Consider the following 18,160-nt stretch of genomic DNA (forward strand, 5'->3'; position numbering starts at 1 on the left):
GTCGCGAGGCGAAGTGTCCGCCGGTTCGGATGGTGTGAGCGGTGCAGGTGCTTCAGGTTCAGCTGGAGGTCGGCGCGGATCCCGCGGAGGTCGGCCGGGCGCGCAGATGGGCGCGCTCCCGGCTCGCCGGCTGCGGCATAGGGGTCGACGAACCCCTCGCCGACACGCTCGTCCTGCTGATCTCCGAACTGGTCACCAACGCGGTCGTGCACACGGGCTGCCCCGCCGTCCTGAGAATGCTCTTCGGCGGCCCCGGGGTCCGGGTCGAGGTCATGGACACCAGCGCCTGCCCGCCCGCCCCCCGGCACGCGGACGGCGAGGACACCAACGGCCGCGGCCTGGAACTCGTCGACGGTCTCGCGGACCGCTGGGGCTGGGCCCGGGAGGGCACCGGCAAGCGGATCTGGTGCGAGGTGGACCGCGAGGAGAAACCCCCCGCCGCCCCCGAACCCGCCCCGCATCGCCGCATGTACCTCTAAAGAGGGTGTTGACGGTTCGTCATATGTTGATCACCCTGGAGTGGAGCGATTCGTCGCGAGGGGACGCCAAGGTCCGACCTTGACGAGTGCGGGTCGCGGGGTGGCGGCTACCGTGCCGCGCTCGGGGCGCGCACGACCGTACGCCGCCACCCGCAGGTCCGCCCGGCTCCCCGCCTGCCCGGGCTGCTGCTGCTCTTCCCCCTCCTGCGCCCGCCTCCCCCTACAGCACCGCCACCGGGGCCACCGGGGTGCCCGTGCCGCCTACGAAGGGTTCCGGCATGGCTGAGAGGAGGAAGGAGTGGCGGGATTCTTCTGCACAGGCTGTGGACAAGTTTTCCAGGTTCCAGTTCTGGCCCTGGTGCATGCCCATTTCCACCAGGTGGAGGGCGTGGACCGGGAGCCAGAGGTTCTCGATCTCCGGGGGGAAGATCTCGAAGGTGAGGGTGTCGTTCGCGACGGCCGCCACGTCGCGGGCGTGGAACCACTCCGGGGTGCGGACCGAGAGGCCCGGTGAGGGGAAGCCGTAGCCGTGGCGGTCGCCCGCCAGGTAGGTCCGGATCTGGCCGGTTCGGACCAGGACCACGTCGCCGGGGCGGACCGTCACGCGGCCGAACTCCTCGGCTTCGGACAGGTCTTCGGGGGTGACGGCGTGGTCCCCCGGGAGCCGGTCCAGGCCCTTGGCGCGGGCCACGTCGAGGAGTACGCCGCGGCTCAGGATCGGGGCGGCCTTGTCGATGCCGCTGAACTGGGCGCGGGTGTGCGGGGTGATGGAGTCCGCGGGGCGGCCGTTGTAGATGCGGCCGGAGTGGGAGACGTGGGTCAGGGCGTCCCAGTGGGTGGCGCACTGGAGGCCCATGGTCACCGCGTCGTCGCTGCACGCCACCGTGCCCGGCCCGAACAACTCCTGGTTGATCTGCACCATCGTGTGCAGCGGGTTGATGCGGCCGGGGATCAGGCCCGCCTGGACCCCGTCCTCCTTCAGGGGGAGGGCCAGCGGGATCCGGCGGCCGGAGCGGACCTCGCCGGCTGCCGCCCGTACCGCCTCCGCGGTGATGAGGTTGAGCGTTCCTATCTCGTCATCGGCTCCCCAGCGCCCCCAGTTGTTGACCCTCTTGGCGATCTCGTGGAACTCGGCCGGCAGTGACATGGGGCCTCCTGAGGTCTTGTGTTCGCGGACCTGATGACCCATAGAATCTAACGGTCCGTCAGAAAACGCGGGAAGGGGCCGGACGTGCCGAACGTGGGGAACACGGGTAGTTTCTTGGCGGGGAAGGTCGTCGCCGTCACCGGCGCGGGCCGCGGCATCGGCCGCGCCGTCGCCCTCGCCGCCGCCGCCGAGGGCGCCAGGGTCGTCGTCAACGACTACGGCGTGTCCATCGGGGGCGGCGAGCCCAGCAGCGAGGTGGCCGACTCCGTCGTCAAGGAGATCCAGGCCGCGGGCGGGCAGGCCGTCGCCGTCGCCGACGACATCTCCACCATGGCCGGCGGCCAGCGCATCGTCGACACCGCCCTCGCCGAGTACGGGCGCATCGACGGGGTCGTCTGCGTGGCCGGCATCCTCCGCGAGCGGATGCTCTTCAACATGTCCGAGGAGGAGTGGGACCCCGTCGTCGCCACCCACCTCAAGGGCACCTTCACCGTCTTCCGCGCCGCCTCCGCCGTCATGCGCCGCCAGGGCACCGGCACCCTCATCGGCTTCACCAGCGGCAACCACCAGGGCTCGGTGGCCCAGGCCAACTACTCCGCCGCCAAGGGCGGGATCATCTCCCTCGTCCGCAGCGCTGCCCTCGGCCTGCACAAGTACGGGGTCACCGCCAACGCCGTCGCACCCGTCGCCCGTACCCGCATGTCCGCCAACGTCCCCATGGAGCTCAAGGAGATCGGCGAGCCCGAGGACGTCGCAGCCCTGGTCACCTACCTGCTCAGCGACCGGGCCCGGGGCGAGGGCATCACCGGGCAGGTCTACACGATCGCCGGACCCAAGATCGCCGTCTGGGCCCAGCCCCGCGAACTGCGCGCCGGGTACGCCGAAGGGGCCTGGACCCCCGAGAAGATCGCCGACTTCCTCCCCGGCACCGTCGGCACCGACCCGATGCCGATGATCGCCCAGCTGGAGGCCATGGCGAAGGCCGCCGCGGCCAAGGACCGCCCCAACGCCTGAGCACAGACGGGGACTTCGGACCGACCGGGAGGGGAGTGGACGAGGCGTGGACTTCGGATTCGGGGCACAGGACGAGGAGTTCAGGGCCGGGGCGCGCGACTGGCTCACCGGACACCTCGTCGGCCCGTACGCGGCCGCCGCCGGCCTCGGCGGACCCGGCAGCGAGCACGAGGGCGTGGCCGAACGCCGCGCCTGGGAGCGCGAACTGGGCCGCGGAGGCTGGATCGGCCTCGGCTGGGAGGCCCCCGACGGGGCGTACGGGCGCCGGCGCGCCAGCCTCACCCAGCAGGTCGTCTGGGCCGAGGAGTACGCCCGCCTGCGCGCCCCCGCCCGCGTCGGCCACATCGGCGAGAACCTCCTCGCCCCCACCCTCCTCGCCCACGGCACCCCCGCCCAGCGCGACCGCTTCCTGCCCGCCATCGCCCGCGGCGAGGAGCTCTGGTGCCAGGGCTACAGCGAACCGGGCGCGGGCTCCGACCTCGCCGCGGTCCGCACCACGGCCGTCCGGGACCCCGCCGACGGCAGGTACCGGGTCACCGGCCAGAAGATCTGGACCTCCCTGGCCGCCGAGGCCGACTGGTGCTTCGTCCTCGCCCGCACCGAACCGGGCTCGCGCCGCCACACCGGGCTCTCCTTCCTCCTCGTCCCCATGGACCAGCCCGGCGGGCGCATCGAGGTCCGGCCGATCCGCCAGCTGTCCGGGACCAGCGAGTTCAACGAGGTCTTCTTCGAGGGGGCCGTCGCCGCGGAGCTCGTCGGCGGGGAGGGCGACGGCTGGACCGTCGCCACCGCCCTCCTCGCCCTCGAACGCGGCGTCTCCACCCTCGTCCAGCAGATCGGCTTCGCGGCCGAGCTGGAGTCGGTCGTGCGCAGCGCCCTGGAGACGGGGGCCGCCGAGGACCCCGTCCTGCGGGACCGGCTCGTACGGCAGTGGTCCGAGCTGCGGGTGATGCGGTGGAACGCGCTGCGGACGCTGGGGGGCGGCGCGGCCCCGGGCGGCGGGCGGTCGTGGCAGGGCGGCGCGGCCGCCGGGGACGCGGCCGGTGCGCCCAGCGTGGCCAAGCTGCTGTGGGGCGGCTGGCACCGGCGCCTCGGCGAGCTCGCCGTGGCCGTACGGGGCGCCGCGGCGGCGGGCGGCGGGCGTGCGCACTGGTCGCCGGGGCTCGCCTACGAGGACGGCCTGCGCGAGGAGCAGCGGCTCTTCCTCTTCACCCGGGCGGACACGATCTACGGCGGTTCGGACGAGATCCAGCGCAACATCATCGCCGAGCGCGTGCTCGGCCTACCGAGAGAGCGACGGTGAGTGCGGTGAGAGGTGTCGTCTTCGACGGCAAGCAGGCCCAGGTGGTCGACGACCTGGAGATCCGCGGGCCGGGGCCGGGGGAGGTGCTGGTGGCGGTGGCCGCGGCCGGCCTGTGCCACAGCGACCTGTCGGTCATCGACGGCACCATCCCCTTCCCGCCGCCCGTGGTGCTCGGCCACGAGGGCGCGGGGGTCGTGGAGGCCGTAGGGGCCGGAGTGACGCACGTGGCGCCCGGTGACCATGTGGCCCTGTCCACTCTCGCCAACTGCGGAGCCTGCGCCGAATGCGACCGCGGCCGGCCCACGATGTGCCGCAAGGCCATCGGGATGCCGGCCCGGCCCTTCTCGCGGGGCGGGCAGCCGCTGTACCAGTTCGCCTCGAACTCGGCCTTCGCCGAGAAGACCCTGGTCAAGGCCGTCCAGGCGGTCAAGATCCCGGAGGACATCCCCCTCACCTCCGCCGCCCTCATCGGCTGCGGGGTGCTGACGGGCGTCGGCGCCGTACTCAACCGGGCGAAGGTCGACCGCGGCGAGTCCGTGGTCGTCATCGGCACCGGCGGCATCGGCCTCAACGTCCTCCAGGGCGCGCGCATCGCGGGCGCCAGCCGCATCGTCGCGGTGGACGCCAACCCGGCGAAGGAGGCCGTGGCCCGGCAGTTCGGTGCCACGCACTTCGTGGACGCGTCGGCGGTCGAGGACACGGGCGCGGCGGTCAAGGAGATCCTGCCGACCGGCGCCGACCACGCCTTCGAGTGCGTGGGCAACGTCAAGCTCATCCGCCAGGCCGTCGACCTGCTCGACCGGCACGGGCAGGCCGTCCTGCTCGGCGTACCCGGCTTCACGGAGGAGGCGAGCTTCCTGGTCTCGTCCATGTACCTGGACAAGTCCATCCTCGGCTGCCGCTACGGCTCCTCCCGCCCGCAGCGCGATATCGCCCTCTACGCCGAGCTGTACCGCGAGGGACGCCTGCTGCTGGACGAACTGGTCACGAAGACCTACCCGGTGGAGGACTTCGCGAAGGCCGCGGACGACGCCCACCAGGGGCGGGTGGCACGGGGGGTGCTGACCTTCTGAGGGGGGTGGGGGGTGGGTGCCCCTCTCCCACCCCTCCCCTAACCCACCTGAAAACGCCCGAACTTGCCCCGGTGGAAGAGCAGCGGATCGCCCTCCCCCGTAGCCCCCATCGCCTCCACCCGCCCGACCACGATCAGGTGGTCGCCGCCGGTGTGCACGGCGTGGATCCGGCAGTCGATCCAGGCCGGTACGTCGGCCAGCTGCGGGGAGCCGGTCACGGGCGCCGGCGCGTACGCCACCCCCGCGAACTTGTCCGCACCGCTCACCGCGAACCCCCGGCACAGCTCGCCCTGTTCCGCGCCGAGGATGTTCACGCAGAAGACCCCGGCGCGGGCGATCCGCGGCCAGGTGGTCGAGGTGCGGGCGACCATGAAGGTCACCAGGGGCGGATCGAGCGACAGCGAGGCGAAGGACTGGCAGGCGAAGCCGGCCGGACCGGCCTCCTCCCCGCCGTCCGCCGGGGCCGTGATGACGGTGACCCCGCTCGCGAAGTTCCCGAGCACGGCCCGGAAGTCCGCGGGGGCGACCGGCGCCCGCTCGTCCTCCCCGACGGCCCGCAGGTGCGGGCGGGGGAGCGCGGGCGGTACAGCCTGTGCGCCGAGGGGCTCCGCGGTGACCGGGGAGCCGACGGACCTGAGGTATCGGACGACGGTTGCCGCCATCCCTGCGTGTCCCATCACACGGGCATTGAACCTGACGATGCATCAGATAGGAACCCTCGCGGAGGTGCGGTGGGGGTGGTTGCGCCCACCTCTGACTGAACATGTTCAATTGAACATGTTCAGTTATATGCTGTCGGTGCCTGGAGGGGTGAACCATGTCCGTTGGGGCGGAGGAGGCGGATCGCGGGGCTGCTCCCGCGACGTCGTGGTGGAGCGAGGCACCCGGCGCGGAGTTCGTAGCGGCTGGGCAGGCGGCCCTGGCCCTGGCCGTCTGGCTGCTCACCTTCCCGACCAGGGACGACTACGGTCTCGGGTACGGCCCACCCCTGGGGGTGCTGTTCGTCGTCTGCCTCCTGCCCGGGGTGGCGCTGGTATTCGGCTGCGGGCACGCCCTGCTCTTCGTCAAGCCGGTGGCGGTCATGGCCGGGGTCACCCGCCGCAGGACCGGCCTGCCGGTACGCCTGGGCGAAGCGGGCTGGCTGCTCGCCGTGTCGGCCGGAATCGCGGCAGTCGGCTGGGCACTGGCCCGCGCACCCTATCCGGCCGGCTGGGCTGCCCTCGCAGGGAGCGGAGTGTTGCCGCTCGTCGTGAGCCGGTGGTTCCGCAGGCGCGGGACGGGTACGGCGGCACAGGTCAAGGCGACGGCACTGGGTACGGGAGGGGCCCTCACCCTGCTGCTCGCCCTGTCCGCGTGCGATGCGTCGGACCGCTTCCTGGCACCGTACGAGCCCCCGAGACCGGCGGCCGCCGCGCTCGCGGGCAACTGGGAGGGGAGCGGTGCCACCGTCCTGCTGAGAGCGGACGGCACCGCTGCGGTGACCGGACTTCCGGACGGGAACGGCGAGCGCTGTACGGGCGAAGGCACGTGGACCCACCGCCCGGCCCAAAACCGCAGGCGGGCCGGGGCCGACCTCGACGTGCAGGCCTGCGGGCCGGGTGACAACCGACACCTGTACGCCACTGGTACCGCCGCCGACCTGAAGCTCTTCCTGGTCGCGGGCGATCCCGACGCCGGAGGCCTCCACATCCTGCACCGGGCGCCCACACCGTGACCCGAGACGGCAGCGCTACGACCCCTCACGCCGGGGTCTGTTCCCGCGCCCGGGCCGTCGGCCTGCCGGGTGCGTGCCCGACGCCCCCGTGGTGGGCCGGGGCCGGGGTACGGGCTCCAGCCCTGGCGGGGTCTCGTCCCCTGCCCCGGGTACGGGGCCTACTCCGGGCCGGGGTCTCCTCCCCCGCCTGTACGCCCCGGCGGGCCGGTCTTTGCCCGCCGCCCCCGGGGCGGGCCCGGCGTACGGCGCTCAGGTCGTACGGGATGGGTGGGCGAACGGTGTCGTGGAGGGGCCGGGGCGACCCCGGGTCCCGTCTCGACCCCGTCTATCCGGCCTGCCAGGGGCTGGCCCTTCCCCGGACCCTGACCCTCCAGCCTCGCCAGGGGGTCCCCCCGGACGAAGTCTGGGGGAGTTCGAGGCGCGGGGTCGGGCCACGCCGAGTCCCTATACAACCCCGTCTATCCAGCCTCGCCGGCGTTTGAGGCGCGGGGTCTGGGGCGGAGCCCCAGTTTCGGGAAGGGGCGGGTAGGGGATCTCGCTCCGCGCAGCGGCCCCCCGACCCCGGCCCACCGTGTCACCCCTTACCCGGGTCGGGATGGCTCTCCGGTGTCTGCTCGCATGTCTGACTGTGCGGCCGTCCCGCGGCGCCCTGTCAAGGGCGCTCCCTGCGGTCGCGTCGCTGCGCGACTCCGCTGGCGCTCCGCCCTTGACAGGGCACCACGGGACGTCAAGTCCCAGACTTGCCAGCAGCCACAGGAGAAAAAGCAGCAGGGGGACCAGGGCCCCAGCCGGTCAGCATCGCCAGGCGGGCCAGAGCCGCAGCCGACCCCCGCCCTCCGGGCGGAAAGACAACCGACACAAGCGACAAGCCGCGGCGGATCGCTACACAGCCGAGGCTGTCTCAGCGGCAGCCGGACCGCCCGCGGCTGGGCAGAAGCCGCCACCGACCACTACCCGCTCCGGCCGTCTCGGCGACAGGCGCCTACTGCTGTGCTCCCACTTCCGTCCAGCGGGTCGCAGAGCACGGGAGGCGGCCGGGTTGCGGCTCGGAGGCGTCGACCTGGCTCGGTCAGAAGGGGCTCATCTCGTCGAGGACTCGTTCCGCGAGGTCAATGATCGCCTTGACCTTCGGTGCGTCCACGGCCACGTCCTCGGCTTGGATCGCGGGCGAGTCCAGATCGGCGTACTCAGCCTGATTCCGGCGTCGACGCATTCGGTCGAAGGGCCTCAGAACGGCCCCGAGCGGTGGGTCGAGCTGTGCTCTCACCGCTTCGAGGACTGCGATGTGGCCACCGCGGCTGGTCGGCCGTAGCCCCTGGTTCTCTAGTACCGCCACCAAGGCCTTGCGGGCTGCGTCGTACAGCAGTTGGTAGGCGCCGATTGCGTCAACTGAAGCGATCGACTGAGCCGAGGCGAGGTGGTTCGCCGCCTGCAGGAGGAGGTTGTCGGCCTGTTCGCGACTCGCGGGCACCCGTTCGAGCTCCCGGCGGGTGATCATGCCTTCGAGTTCGGTGCGGCCTTGCTGCCATTTCACTGTCCGGCGTTCCTTTCAGCGGCGGCGAGCCGGACCATCGGTCGGCTCTGGACGGAGGTGAGGAAGGGGTCTGCGCCGGGGGTTCTCCAGCGGCCCGGTGAGACGCGGTGAACGTTTACCTCTCGTCCGAGAATCCTCTCGGCCTCTCGCGCGGCCTCGTACAGGGCATCTTCATCGGGTGTGCCGATGACAAGGACATCGACATCGTTGGGCACTCCGCCGGGTTCGCCGGCATAGCGGGCTGCCCATGATCCGTAGATATGGGCCTCCTCTACACCTGCCAGCGGCAGGACCAGCTCACCGAGGACGGCAACGGGGCCGTACGTCAAGGCGAACAGGTCTGTCAGCGGTCCTGCCAGCCGGCCCTCGGTGTTGGCTCGCAGCAGCCGTAGATTCCCCTGGCGTCGCGCGACGATCAGCTCTGCTGTGATGAGCCGGTCGGCTTCCCGACTCGCCGTCGCTGACGAGACGCCGAAGCGCGCGGCCATGGCGGAGAGGGAGGTCTCTTCTTGAGGGTGCAGGTAGAGCCAGGCCAGCAGCTCACCTTGGAATGGGGTGCGGAGGAGAGGGAGCAGAGCTGGCGGAGGAGTTTGCATATCTTGAAGAGTATCTTGCATCTTACGTAAATTCCGACACGTTGTGTAGTGCACTCGCTCCGATGAGTGAGTGGGCCTCTCGTTGGGACCTGGTCTTGCCCAGCCCGCCCCCAGTGGATCGCAGGCCGCCGAGACGGCTGGTGCGGGTAGTGGTCGGTGGCGGCTTCTGCCCAGCCCCGTGCGGTCCGGCTGCCGCTTGGCGGCCGGAGCGCGTAGCGGTCGCTGGCGGCCTATGCCCGGCCCCGGCCGGTCCGGAGGCCGCTGAGTCGGCCGTGGCTGTGTAGCGATCCGTCGCGGCTTGTGGTCTTTCCGCCCGGAGGGCGGGGGTCAGCCGGTGCTCTGGCCAGCCTGGGGTCCTGGTCCCCCTGCTGCTTTTTCTCCTGTGGCTGCTGGCAAGTCTGGGACTTGACGTCCCGTGGTGGCCTGTCAAGGGTGGCCCGCAGGGCCATCGCGCAGCGACGCGACCGGAGGGAGCGCCCTTGACAGGGTGCCGCGGGACGGCCGCACCCTCAGACATGCGAGCAGACACCGGAGAGCCATCCCGACCCGGGTAGGGGGCGACGCGGTGGGCCGGGGTCGGGGGGCCGCTGCGCGGTGCTGGTTCCCCTACCCGCCCCTTCCCGAAACTGGGGCTCCGCCCCAGACCCCGCGCCTCAAACGCCGGCGGGGCTGGATAGACGGGGTCACATAGGGCTTCGGCGTGGCCCCGACCCCGCGCCTCAAACTCCCCCAGACTTCGTCCGGGGGGACCCCCTGGCGAGGCTGGAGGGTCGGGGTCGGGTGGGACCCCCGCCGGGGTGGATAGCCGGAGCGCGAAGGGACTCGGGGTGGCCCGACCCCTCACCACAGCACCGGCCGCTAACCAAACCCCGTACGTGCTGATCCCCGTACCCCGGCCCCGCCCTGGGGGTGGTGGGCCAACGCCGGGTGGGTGGAGTGCCGGGGCGGGGGAGGAGACCCGGGCCCGGAGCTGGACGACGTACCCCGGGCCCGCCCCGGGGGCGGTGGGGAGACACCGGTCGGGCGGGGCGCTGGGGTGGGGGAGGGGTACCCGGTCGGGGTGGATCCCGTACCTCCGGTCCGTCCTCTGGAGGCTCGGTGGACCGGGGGCTCGTACCGCGCGCGTGGTGGGCCGTTACGTGCCGCGGTATTTCGGGGGGCGGCGGGCTAGGAAGCTGGTTACGCCTTCTTGGGCGTCTGCGGTGGTCATGTTGAGTTCCTGGGCGGTGGCCTCGGCGGTGAGGGCTGTGGTGCGGTCGGTGTCCAGGGAGGCGTTGACCAGGGCTTTGGTGAGGGCCAGGGCGCGGGTGGGGCCTTCGGCCAGGCGTTCCGCCCAGGCGCGGGCCGTGTCGGTGAGGGCTTCGTCGGGGACGACGCGGTTGACCAGGCCCAGGGTGTGGGCCTCCGCGGCCGGCAGGGCGTCGCCGAAGAACATGAGCTCCTTGGCCTTCTGGGGGCCGATGAGCCGCGGGAGGAGGTACGCGCCCCCGCCGTCCGGGACCAGCCCGCGGCGGACGAAGACCTCGATGAAGCGGGCCGACTCGGCGGCCAGGACGAGGTCGCAGGCAAGGGCCAGGTGGGCTCCGATGCCGGCCGCGGTGCCGTTGACCGCGGCGATGACCGGCTTCTCGCAGTCGAGGACCGCGGTGACGAGCCGCTGGGCGCCCTGCCGGATCATGCGGGACACGTCGCCGACCAGCCGTTCGCCGGTGGCGGCGGGTCCGCCCCCGCGGAGGTCCGCGCCCGCGCAGAAGCCCTTGCCGGTCGCGGTGATGACGACGGCGCGGACGGCGGGGTCCGCGGAGGCCTCGTGGAGGAGGGCGATGATCTGCTCCCGCTGCTCCCAGGTGACGGCGTTCATCGCCTCGGGGCGGTTGAGGGTGATCCACGAGACGGAGTTCGAGGTGTGGTGGAGGAGGGGGGAGGGAGGGGTGGGGGAGGGAGGGAGGGGGGCTTCCGTGGGTTCGGTGGGTTCCGTAGGCATCGTGGGCTCCGTCAGCGGCAGATGGCCAGGGCGTCCAGGGCTACCGCGCCTTGGCCGCGGGGGAGGACCATCAGGGGGTTGATGTCCAGTTCGGAGAGGGCGTCGCCGAGTTCCAGGGCCATGCGCTGGATGCGCAGGACGACCTCGACCAGGGCGTCGACGTCGGCCGGCGGGGCTCCGCGTACGCCTTCGAGGAGGGCGTGGCCGCGGAGTTCCCTGAGCATGGTGCGGGCGTGGTCCTCGCCGAAGGGCGGGACGCGTACGGCGGTGTCGTGGAGGACCTCCACGAGTACGCCGCCCAGGCCGACGGTGACGGTGGGGCCGAAGAGGCTGTCCTGGGTGACGCCGACGACCATCTCCACTCCGCGTTCGACCATCTGGCAGACGAGGATCCCGTCGAGGGGCACGTCCTCGTACTGGGCGATGTCGGTGAGCTCCCGGTACGCGTCGCGGATCTGGCTGGCGGAGGTGAGGCCGATTTTGACCAGGCCCAGTTCCGTCTTGTGGCCGAGCTGGGGCCCGGAGGCCTTCATCACCACCGGGTAGCCGACCTGGCCGGCGGCCCGGACGGCCGCGGCGGCGCTGGTGACGAGCTGCTCGCGCGGGACGCGGATGCCGTACGCGCGCAGCAGCTGTTTGGCGGCGTGCTCGCTGAGCTGCTGGCCGGGCCGCATGAGGGCCTGGGCCTTGCGGAAGGACGGGGAGGGGGTGCGGGGGGCCTCGTCGAAGGGGGAGCGGTAGTGGGAGGTGAAGCGGTGGTGGTCGAGGTAGGCGCGGACGGCGGTGATGCAGTTGGCGAAGGTGCGGAAGGTGGCCACGCGGGAGGAGCCGAGGAGGGTGGTGCGGTACGCGTCCTCGGTGCCGACGGGCGAGCCCCAGACCACGCAGATCAGCTTGTCGGTGGCCTCGGCGGCCTCGGCGAGGTCCTGGGCGAGCTTGTCGCTCATCGGGGGGAAGGGGCCGGTGATCGGGCAGATCAGCACGCCGACGGAGGGGTCGGCGAGGATCGCGTCGATGATCTTCCGGCCGCGCCAGTCGCCCACGGGGTGGCCGCCGTTGTCCACCGGGTTGGCGACGTTGAGGTACTCGGGGATCCACTGGTGCAGTTCCTGCTGCTTGGCCTCGGAGAGGGCGGGCAGGCTGAGTCCGGCCTCGGTGGCGAGGTCGGAGAAGTGGGCGCCGGTGCCGCCGGAGATGGAGTACACGACCACGCCCTCGGCCTGCGGGGGCCGGGCGCGGGCCAGGAGGGCGGCGGTGTCCTGGAGTTCGTCGAGGCCGTCGACGCGGATGACCCCGTACTGGCGCATGGCCGCGTCGACCACGGTGTCGGCGCCGGTGAGCTTGCCGGTGTGGGAGGCGGCCATGCGGGCGCCGGTCTCGGTGCGGCCGACCTTGACGGCGACGACGGGGACCTTGTTGCGGGCGGCGTGGTCGGCGGCGAGGAGGAAGGACCGGCCGTCCTTGAGGCCTTCGACGTAGCAGGCGATGGCCCCGACCTCGGGCTGCTCGGCGAAGTACGAGATGAAGTCGGCCGTTTCGAGGTCGGCCTCGTTGCCGGTGGGGGCCCAGTGGGAGAGCCTGATGCCGAGTTCCTGGAGGGCGTAGACGGGGCGTCCCTGGTGGCCGGACTGGGTGATCAGGGCGATGGCGGGGCCTTCGAGGTCGGTGCGGAACTCCTCGAAGGCGTTGAGGTTGGTGTTGGGGCCGAGGAGCCGCAGCCCCGAGCCCCGGCCGGAGCGCTGTACGGCGGCGCTGAGACGGGCCTGGGCGGCGGCCCCCTCCTCGCCCGTCTCGGCGAAGCCGGAGGCGAAGGCCACGGCGAACTTGGTCTTGGTCTCGGCGAGTTCCTCGATCACGGGCAGCGGGTTGCCGACCAGGACGACGGCGAGGTCCACCTCCTCGGGGAGCTCGGCCACGGAGGGGAAGCAGGGCCGCCCGAACACCGTCTCGCGGGTGGGGTGTACGGGGTGCAGCCGGGCGCCGACCCGTTCGGACCAGGCGATGAGCTGGCGGGTGATCCCGGTGTTGGGTCTGCCTTCGGCGTCGGAGGCGCCGATGACGGCGACCGACTCGGGGCGGAAGAAGCGGTCGAGGTCGGGTACGTCGGCGCGCAGGGGGCGTCCGCTGACGTCCAGCTCCGCGGAGTCGCCCCCGTCGGCTGGGGCGGTGGAGTGGACGGCGCTGCGGGGGTGTTCGCCGCAGGCCTCGACGCGCGCGCGGAAGTCGGTGGTGAGGGTGCCGTGAGTAGATCCAAGCATCGTTCCGCCCGCTCCTGCTCGATGACTCGATGGGGTGGCCTCAGTTCGAAAGCTGACGCTTAGTCAGATTACTGAACTGACGCCATGTCAGGAACAGGGCGGACGGAACGGCTTCCTGTGAAGCGGGGGTGCGGGCGGGTGGACCGTCAGAGGCCCAGCTCCCGGGAGGCCAGGGCCGTGCCGCGGACGCGGGCGTCGATCTTCGCGAAGGCCACCTCGCGGGAAGTGGACATATCGTCGGCGAAGGGGGAGAACCCGCAGTCGTCACAGGTGCCCAGCTGCTGCGGCGGGATGTACTGCGCCGCGGTCAGCACCCGGTCCCGTACCAGCTCCGGGGTCTCCACCACCGGGTTGATCGGGTCCGTCACGCCGATGAACACCCGTGCGGAGGCGGGAAGGTTGTCGGCGATGACGCGCAGCACGCGGTCCGGGTCCGACTCGCTCGCCAGCTGTACGTAGAAGTTGCCCGCCCGCAGCGTGAACAGCTTCGGCAGCAGCTCGGCGTAGTCCACGTCCGCGCTGTGGGTGGAGTCCTGGTCGCCGCCGGGGCAGGTGTGCACCCCGATGCGGGCCCGCTCGGCCTCCGTGAAGCGGCCCAGGACCTCGTTGTTGAGGTCGATGAAATCGCTGAGCAGGCTGCCGCTGGGGTCCAGCTTCAGGGACAGCCGGGCCTCCGTGAAGTCGAGCTGCACGACGTGCGCACCCGCGTCGAGGCAGGTGCGGATGTCCGCCTCCGCCTCGTTGGCCAGGTCGGCGAGGAAGGTCTCGCGCGGGTACCCCTCGATCCCGCCGGCCGGGTAGAGGAGGCTCAGGGCGGAGGGGGCGATCACCGCCTGCTTGAGGGGGAGTTGGGTGTACTGCTGGGCCTGGCGGAGGTAGGTCACGGCCTGCGTGGCGTACCGGAAGGGGCCCCCGGTCAGCGCCGGCAGCTGCCGGGTGTGGCCGTCGGCGAAGGGGATCACCGCGCCCTCGGGGGCGAGGGTTTCGAGGCCGGCGACGGGGTACGTCGCGAAGCTGGGCTTGGACTGCTCGCCGTCCACCACGACGGGACAGCCCAGCTTCTCCAGCTGCGCCAGGGTCTCGGCGGCGGCCTGCTCCTGCAGAGCGGTCAACTCGCCTGCGGACAGGGCTCCTTCCGCGTGCCGGGACAGGGCCTGGAGGAGGGAGGCGGGGCGCGGAATGCTGCCGATGGGCTCGGTGGGGATGCTCATGATCGGAGGTTAGGAAGCGGGGTCGCGCGCGGACAAGAGCGTCCGCTCGGTTGTGTCCGGGGCGGCGGACGGGGCGGTCCCGGTGGAGGGCGCGTTTGGGCAGGTCAGGGCGGGTGCGGGGGGTCGGGGGTGGTGATCGGGACGGACACGTTCGCAACGGATCGGCCGGAATCTCAGCCAGATTCCGGTGTTCGGGGGGTGTGGGGGGCGGGGGTTTGGTATGCGGCTGGGTGGGGGTTGGGGTGGGGCTGACGTGGGGGCTGAGGTGGGGGCTGGGTGGGCGGTTTACGGCTTCGTGCGGGCCAGGGTCCTCGCGAGGCGTTGTGCGTCCATCGCCATCTCGCGGAACATGCCGCTGATCGGGTTGGTGAACCCCGTGAAGTAGAGCCCCGGGGCCTCGGGGAGGTCGTGGGGGCCGTCGGTGCGTGGGCGGCCCCGCTCGTCCAGTACGCCGAGGTGCCCGACCAGGCCCTCCAGGGCCCGTCGGTAGCCGGTGGCCGCGACCACCGCGTCCGGGGTGATCCGGCTGCCGTCCGCGAGGACGACCTCCGGGCCGTCGAAGGACTCGACCGCTGCCACCGGTTCGACCCTGCGGCTGCGCACCGCCTCGATCAGGCCCATGTCCTGGACGGGGATGGCGCCCTCCAGGACCCGGCTGTAGAGGCCGGTCTCCGGGCGGGGCAGCCCGTACGCGGACAGGTCCGGGACCGACAGCCGTCCGACGATCCGGCCGAGCCGGTCGGCGAGCGGTACGGGCAGGCGGCGGATCAGGATCCCGGAGCGCTGGGCGGGCCAGCCGGCCGTGGAGCGGCGGACGATGTGCGGGGCGGTGCGCACGGCCAGGCGGACCCGGGCGGCGCCGCCCTCGGCGAGGTCCACGGCTATCTCGGCGCCGGTGTTGCCGACGCCGACGACGAGCACGTCGAGGCCCTCGTAGGGGGTGGGGTTGCGGTACGTACCCGCGTGCACGAGCTGTCCGGCGTACGTGTCCGCGCCGGGCCAGTCGGGGAGGCGGGGGGTGTGGTTGAAGCCGGTGGCGACGATGACGGCGCGGGCGGCGAGGACGCGGCCGCCGGTGGCGTGGAGGAGCCAGCGGGGGGTGGGGGGTGTGGGGGCTTCGGTTGGTTCAGCAGGGGTTTCGTCCGCGCGTTCTATGCGGTGGACCTCCACGCCCGTGACGAGTTCCAGCTCGTGGTGCTCGGCGTACTTCTCCAGGTAGCGCACGACGTTGTCCCGGGTGACCCAGCGGCCGAAGCGGCGCGGCATGGGGAGGCCGGGGAGGCCGGACAGGCGGCGGGTGGTGTGCAGGCGCAGGCGGTCGTAGTGGGCGCGCCAGGAGGCGGCCACGTCGGGGGACTTCTCGACCACTACGGCCCGTACCCCGCGGGCGCGGAGTGCGGCGGCCGCGGCGAGACCGGCGGGGCCGGCGCCGATCACGTACACGGGTGGCGCGGTGGAGCCGTCGGCTTCGCGGATGTGGGGGGTGCTGTCGGCCATGGAGTGTGAGCGTATCGGCACGCTGGGTTGATGGGTCTCGGTCAAGAGGGGATCCGGTTGCGAATGGATCACGGATGGGGGGTGGGGGTGTGGTGGTGGGCTGTGGTGGCGGGTGTGCGGGGTCCCGCCCCTTGCGCGGGCGGCGCGGATCGGCTGAACTGACGTACCGTCAGATCGTCGTGGGCGCACGGCGCGGGTGGGAGGGGTTTCTCATGCAGACCGTCTGGCTCACGGGGGCCGAATGGCTCGCCGTACTTCGGATCGGACTCGGGCTGTGGTGGCTGGAGAGCTGGCGCCACAAGGACCGCAAGGGCTGGTTCGAGCGCGGGACCGGCATCGCGTGGGCGGCCGACGTGGCCGGCAAGCACCGGTGGGGGTTCGTGCGGAGCGGGTTCACCGCGGTCGTGCAGCCGCGCCCGAAGCTCATGGCGTACGTCGTCGTGTACGCGGAACTCGCCCTCGGGCTCGGGCTCGTATCGGGGTTCCTGACCCCGATCGCGCTGGTCGGGGGGCTGCTGCTCAATCTCCTCTACCTCGTGCTGATGATCCACGACTGGGCCGAGCAGGGGCAGAACGCGATGATGGCGCTCATCTCGCTCGTCGCCCTCTTCGCGATGAGCTGGCAGGCCTGGTCCCTCGACAGTGCGATCGGGCTGTTCCTGTGAGCGCGCGCTACGACCTCCCCGAGGCGGACGCGTTCACCCGGCCCTTCTGGGAGGCGGCGGCCGCCGGGCGGCTGCTGCTGCGCCGGTGCGGGGCGTGCGGGCGGGCCCACCACTACCCGCGGGAGTTCTGCCCGTACTGCTGGAGCGAGGACGTGGAGTGGGAGGAGGCGAGCGGACGGGCCACGCTCTACACCTGGTCCGTCGTCCACCGCAACGACCTGCCGCCCTTCGGCGCGCGCGTGCCGTACACGGCCGCCGTGGTCGACCTCGCCGAGGGGCCGCGGATGATGACCGAACTCGTCGACTGCCCGGAGCCCCGGGCGGGCATGGCGGTCGAGGTCACCTTTCGGCGGGAGGGTGGGGGTGGGGGTGGTGCCGGTTCCGGTTCCGGCTCGGGTGAAGGTACGGGAGCCGGTTCGGATGTGGAGGAGCTCGCCATTCCCGTCTTTCGCGCCGTGTGAGCGGGGCCAGCCGTGTGGGCGGGGCCAGCCGTGTGGGCGGGGCCAGCCGTGTGGGCGGGGCCAGCCGTGTGGGCGGGGCCAGCCGTGTGGGCGGGGCCAGCCGTGTGGGCGGTGCGGGCTGGGTGGGCCGGTTCGCCGCCGTGTCCGTAGCCGCCCCGCCCGTCATGGCCAGAGCAGGTGCCGCTCCCAGGTCCGGGCGGTTCCGGCTGCGGGCGCCGTGCCGTCCGTGGCCGGGCGGCGGCGGTACAGCAGCCGTACGTGCCGGCGCTGGGCGTCGCCCTGGAAGAACTCCACCTCGTGCGGCTCCAGCACGTACCTCGTCCAGCCCGGGACCGGCGCGTCGGGTTCGGCGCCCGCCCGCTCCCAGGCGGCGTCCGCGGCCTGCGCGAGCTCGTCGGCGCTGGTCAGGGGCTCGCTCTGGCGGCCGGTGAGTGCGGCTGCCAGGGCCCCGCGGGTACGGGCGGCCAGGTCGGCCCGCGCCTCGTCCGCGGGGCCGGGTGCGACGCGGCCGCGGATGCGTACGGCGCGGCCCAGGGCGGGCCAGTAGAAGGCGAGGGCCGCGTCCGGGCGGGCGGCCAGCTGCCGGCCCTTGGCGCTGCCCGCGTGTGAGGCGAACAGCCAGCCGCGGTCGTCCACGCCGTGCAGCATCAGGGTCCGTACGTCGGGGCGGCCGTCCGGGTCCGCGGTCGCCAGCGCCATCGTGTGGGGTTCGGCCTGCCCGGCCGCCACCGCTGCCACGAACCACTCCCGGAACAGCGGCTCGGGCTCCTCCGGAGCCTTCTCCGGCTCGAACCCGGGCAGCTCCACGTCCCACACCCGCTGCGCCCGCAGCGCAGCCCCGAACTCCTCGTCACTGACCACGGGGCCAGCCTACGGCGGCGGGGGGCGGGAGGGGGGTTGGGCGGGGTACGGGGGTGGGGCGGGTCGGGGTACGGGCCCCAGCGCGCGGCTGTCTCTCCGCGTTCCCGTCTCCGCTTACGAGCTCCCGCGCGCCGCCGTCTCCTCCCCCGCCCGTGCGCCTCGGCTGGCCGGTGCTTGCCCGCCGCCCCCGGGACGGGCCCGGGGTACGGCGCGTACCCCGGGCCGGGGTCTCCTCCCCCGCCTGTACGCCTCGGCTGGCCGGCTTTTGCCCGCCGCCCCCGGGGCGCGTCGGGGTACGGCGCTCAGGTCGTGTGGGGTTGGTGGGCGGGCGGTGTCACGGCGAGGGGGCGGGGCGGGGCCGCG

Annotated in this window: 16 protein-coding genes; 7 read left to right on the forward strand and 9 right to left on the reverse strand. The window is 72.8% G+C overall.

Annotated elements, in window-relative coordinates; all coding sequences use genetic code 11:
* Nucleotides 1-41 precede the first annotated feature (41 nt).
* On the forward strand, nt 42-479 hold the full coding sequence (locus ACZ7JZ_RS05865) for an ATP-binding protein (protein ID WP_470933620.1): 438 nt from the start codon (nt 42-44) through the stop codon (nt 477-479).
* A 220-nt stretch (nt 480-699) separates the two neighbouring features.
* On the opposite strand, the gene ACZ7JZ_RS05870 is transcribed toward ACZ7JZ_RS05865, so the two are convergent.
* Entirely contained in the window at nt 700-1,626 is a 927-nt protein-coding gene (locus ACZ7JZ_RS05870; RefSeq protein WP_470933622.1) for a cyclase family protein, read from the reverse strand.
* 93 nt (nt 1,627-1,719) lie between these two features.
* Here ACZ7JZ_RS05870 and ACZ7JZ_RS05875 point away from each other — a divergent pair, with 93 nt between their 5' ends.
* Genes ACZ7JZ_RS05875 through ACZ7JZ_RS05885 form a run of 3 tightly spaced genes read left to right on the forward strand, consistent with a single transcriptional unit; the run spans nt 1,720 to nt 5,016 of the window.
* Nucleotides 1,720-2,640 (forward strand): SDR family NAD(P)-dependent oxidoreductase, encoded by a 921-nt coding sequence (locus tag ACZ7JZ_RS05875; protein WP_470934174.1) that lies wholly within the window; start codon nt 1,720-1,722, stop codon nt 2,638-2,640.
* A gap of 46 nt (nt 2,641-2,686) precedes the next feature.
* On the forward strand, nt 2,687-3,943 hold the full coding sequence (locus tag ACZ7JZ_RS05880; protein ID WP_470933624.1) for an acyl-CoA dehydrogenase family protein: 1,257 nt from the start codon (nt 2,687-2,689) through the stop codon (nt 3,941-3,943).
* Between the two features lie 5 nt (nt 3,944-3,948).
* A complete protein-coding gene (locus ACZ7JZ_RS05885; RefSeq protein ID WP_470934176.1) occupies nt 3,949-5,016 on the forward strand; it encodes a Zn-dependent alcohol dehydrogenase in 1,068 nt (355 codons plus the stop codon).
* Between the two features lie 38 nt (nt 5,017-5,054).
* On the opposite strand, the gene ACZ7JZ_RS05890 is transcribed toward ACZ7JZ_RS05885, so the two are convergent.
* Nucleotides 5,055-5,678: a flavin reductase family protein gene (locus tag ACZ7JZ_RS05890; protein ID WP_470934178.1), complete on the reverse strand. Its 624-nt coding sequence runs from the start codon at nt 5,676-5,678 to the stop codon at nt 5,055-5,057.
* A 155-nt stretch (nt 5,679-5,833) separates the two neighbouring features.
* Here ACZ7JZ_RS05890 and ACZ7JZ_RS05895 point away from each other — a divergent pair, with 155 nt between their 5' ends.
* Complete coding sequence (locus ACZ7JZ_RS05895; RefSeq protein ID WP_470933626.1) at nt 5,834-6,730, forward strand: hypothetical protein; 897 nt, start codon at nt 5,834-5,836, stop codon at nt 6,728-6,730.
* A gap of 1,069 nt (nt 6,731-7,799) precedes the next feature.
* Here ACZ7JZ_RS05895 and ACZ7JZ_RS05900 read toward each other — a convergent pair.
* The 6 genes from ACZ7JZ_RS05900 to ACZ7JZ_RS05925 all read right to left on the reverse strand — a co-directional run bounded on the left by ACZ7JZ_RS05900 (nt 7,800) and on the right by ACZ7JZ_RS05925 (nt 15,810).
* Nucleotides 7,800-8,264, reverse strand: coding sequence for a hypothetical protein (locus tag ACZ7JZ_RS05900; protein ID WP_470933628.1), 465 nt, complete (start codon nt 8,262-8,264; stop codon nt 7,800-7,802).
* On the reverse strand, nt 8,261-8,860 hold the full coding sequence (locus ACZ7JZ_RS05905; protein ID WP_470933630.1) for an ArsR family transcriptional regulator: 600 nt from the start codon (nt 8,858-8,860) through the stop codon (nt 8,261-8,263). Before ACZ7JZ_RS05905 ends, ACZ7JZ_RS05900 begins: the two co-directional genes overlap by 4 nt.
* A 1,135-nt stretch (nt 8,861-9,995) precedes the next feature.
* Nucleotides 9,996-10,844 (reverse strand): enoyl-CoA hydratase/isomerase family protein, encoded by an 849-nt coding sequence (locus ACZ7JZ_RS05910; RefSeq protein WP_470933632.1) that lies wholly within the window; start codon nt 10,842-10,844, stop codon nt 9,996-9,998.
* A gap of 11 nt (nt 10,845-10,855) precedes the next feature.
* Nucleotides 10,856-13,102: an acetate--CoA ligase family protein gene (locus ACZ7JZ_RS05915; protein ID WP_470933634.1), complete on the reverse strand. Its 2,247-nt coding sequence runs from the start codon at nt 13,100-13,102 to the stop codon at nt 10,856-10,858.
* 146 nt (nt 13,103-13,248) lie between these two features.
* Nucleotides 13,249-14,313 carry a cobalamin-independent methionine synthase II family protein gene (locus ACZ7JZ_RS05920; protein ID WP_470933636.1) on the reverse strand — a complete coding sequence of 355 codons (1,065 nt, stop codon included), beginning with the start codon at nt 14,311-14,313 and terminating at the stop codon, nt 13,249-13,251.
* Nucleotides 14,314-14,598: 285 nt separating this feature from the next.
* On the reverse strand, nt 14,599-15,810 hold the full coding sequence (locus ACZ7JZ_RS05925) for a flavin-containing monooxygenase (protein WP_470933638.1): 1,212 nt from the start codon (nt 15,808-15,810) through the stop codon (nt 14,599-14,601).
* 212 nt (nt 15,811-16,022) lie between these two features.
* Here ACZ7JZ_RS05925 and ACZ7JZ_RS05930 point away from each other — a divergent pair, with 212 nt between their 5' ends.
* A complete protein-coding gene (locus ACZ7JZ_RS05930) occupies nt 16,023-16,475 on the forward strand; it encodes a DoxX family protein (protein ID WP_470933640.1) in 453 nt (150 codons plus the stop codon).
* Nucleotides 16,472-16,936, forward strand: a complete 465-nt coding sequence (locus ACZ7JZ_RS05935; RefSeq protein WP_470933642.1) for a Zn-ribbon domain-containing OB-fold protein — start codon at nt 16,472-16,474, stop codon at nt 16,934-16,936. Before ACZ7JZ_RS05930 ends, ACZ7JZ_RS05935 begins: the two co-directional genes overlap by 4 nt.
* A 162-nt stretch (nt 16,937-17,098) precedes the next feature.
* On the opposite strand, the gene ACZ7JZ_RS05940 is transcribed toward ACZ7JZ_RS05935, so the two are convergent.
* On the reverse strand, nt 17,099-17,797 hold the full coding sequence (locus tag ACZ7JZ_RS05940) for a pyridoxine/pyridoxamine 5'-phosphate oxidase (RefSeq protein ID WP_470933644.1): 699 nt from the start codon (nt 17,795-17,797) through the stop codon (nt 17,099-17,101).
* Nucleotides 17,798-18,160 lie beyond the last annotated feature (363 nt).

It is taken from the genome of Streptomyces sp. NPDC038213 (genome assembly GCF_055600495.1).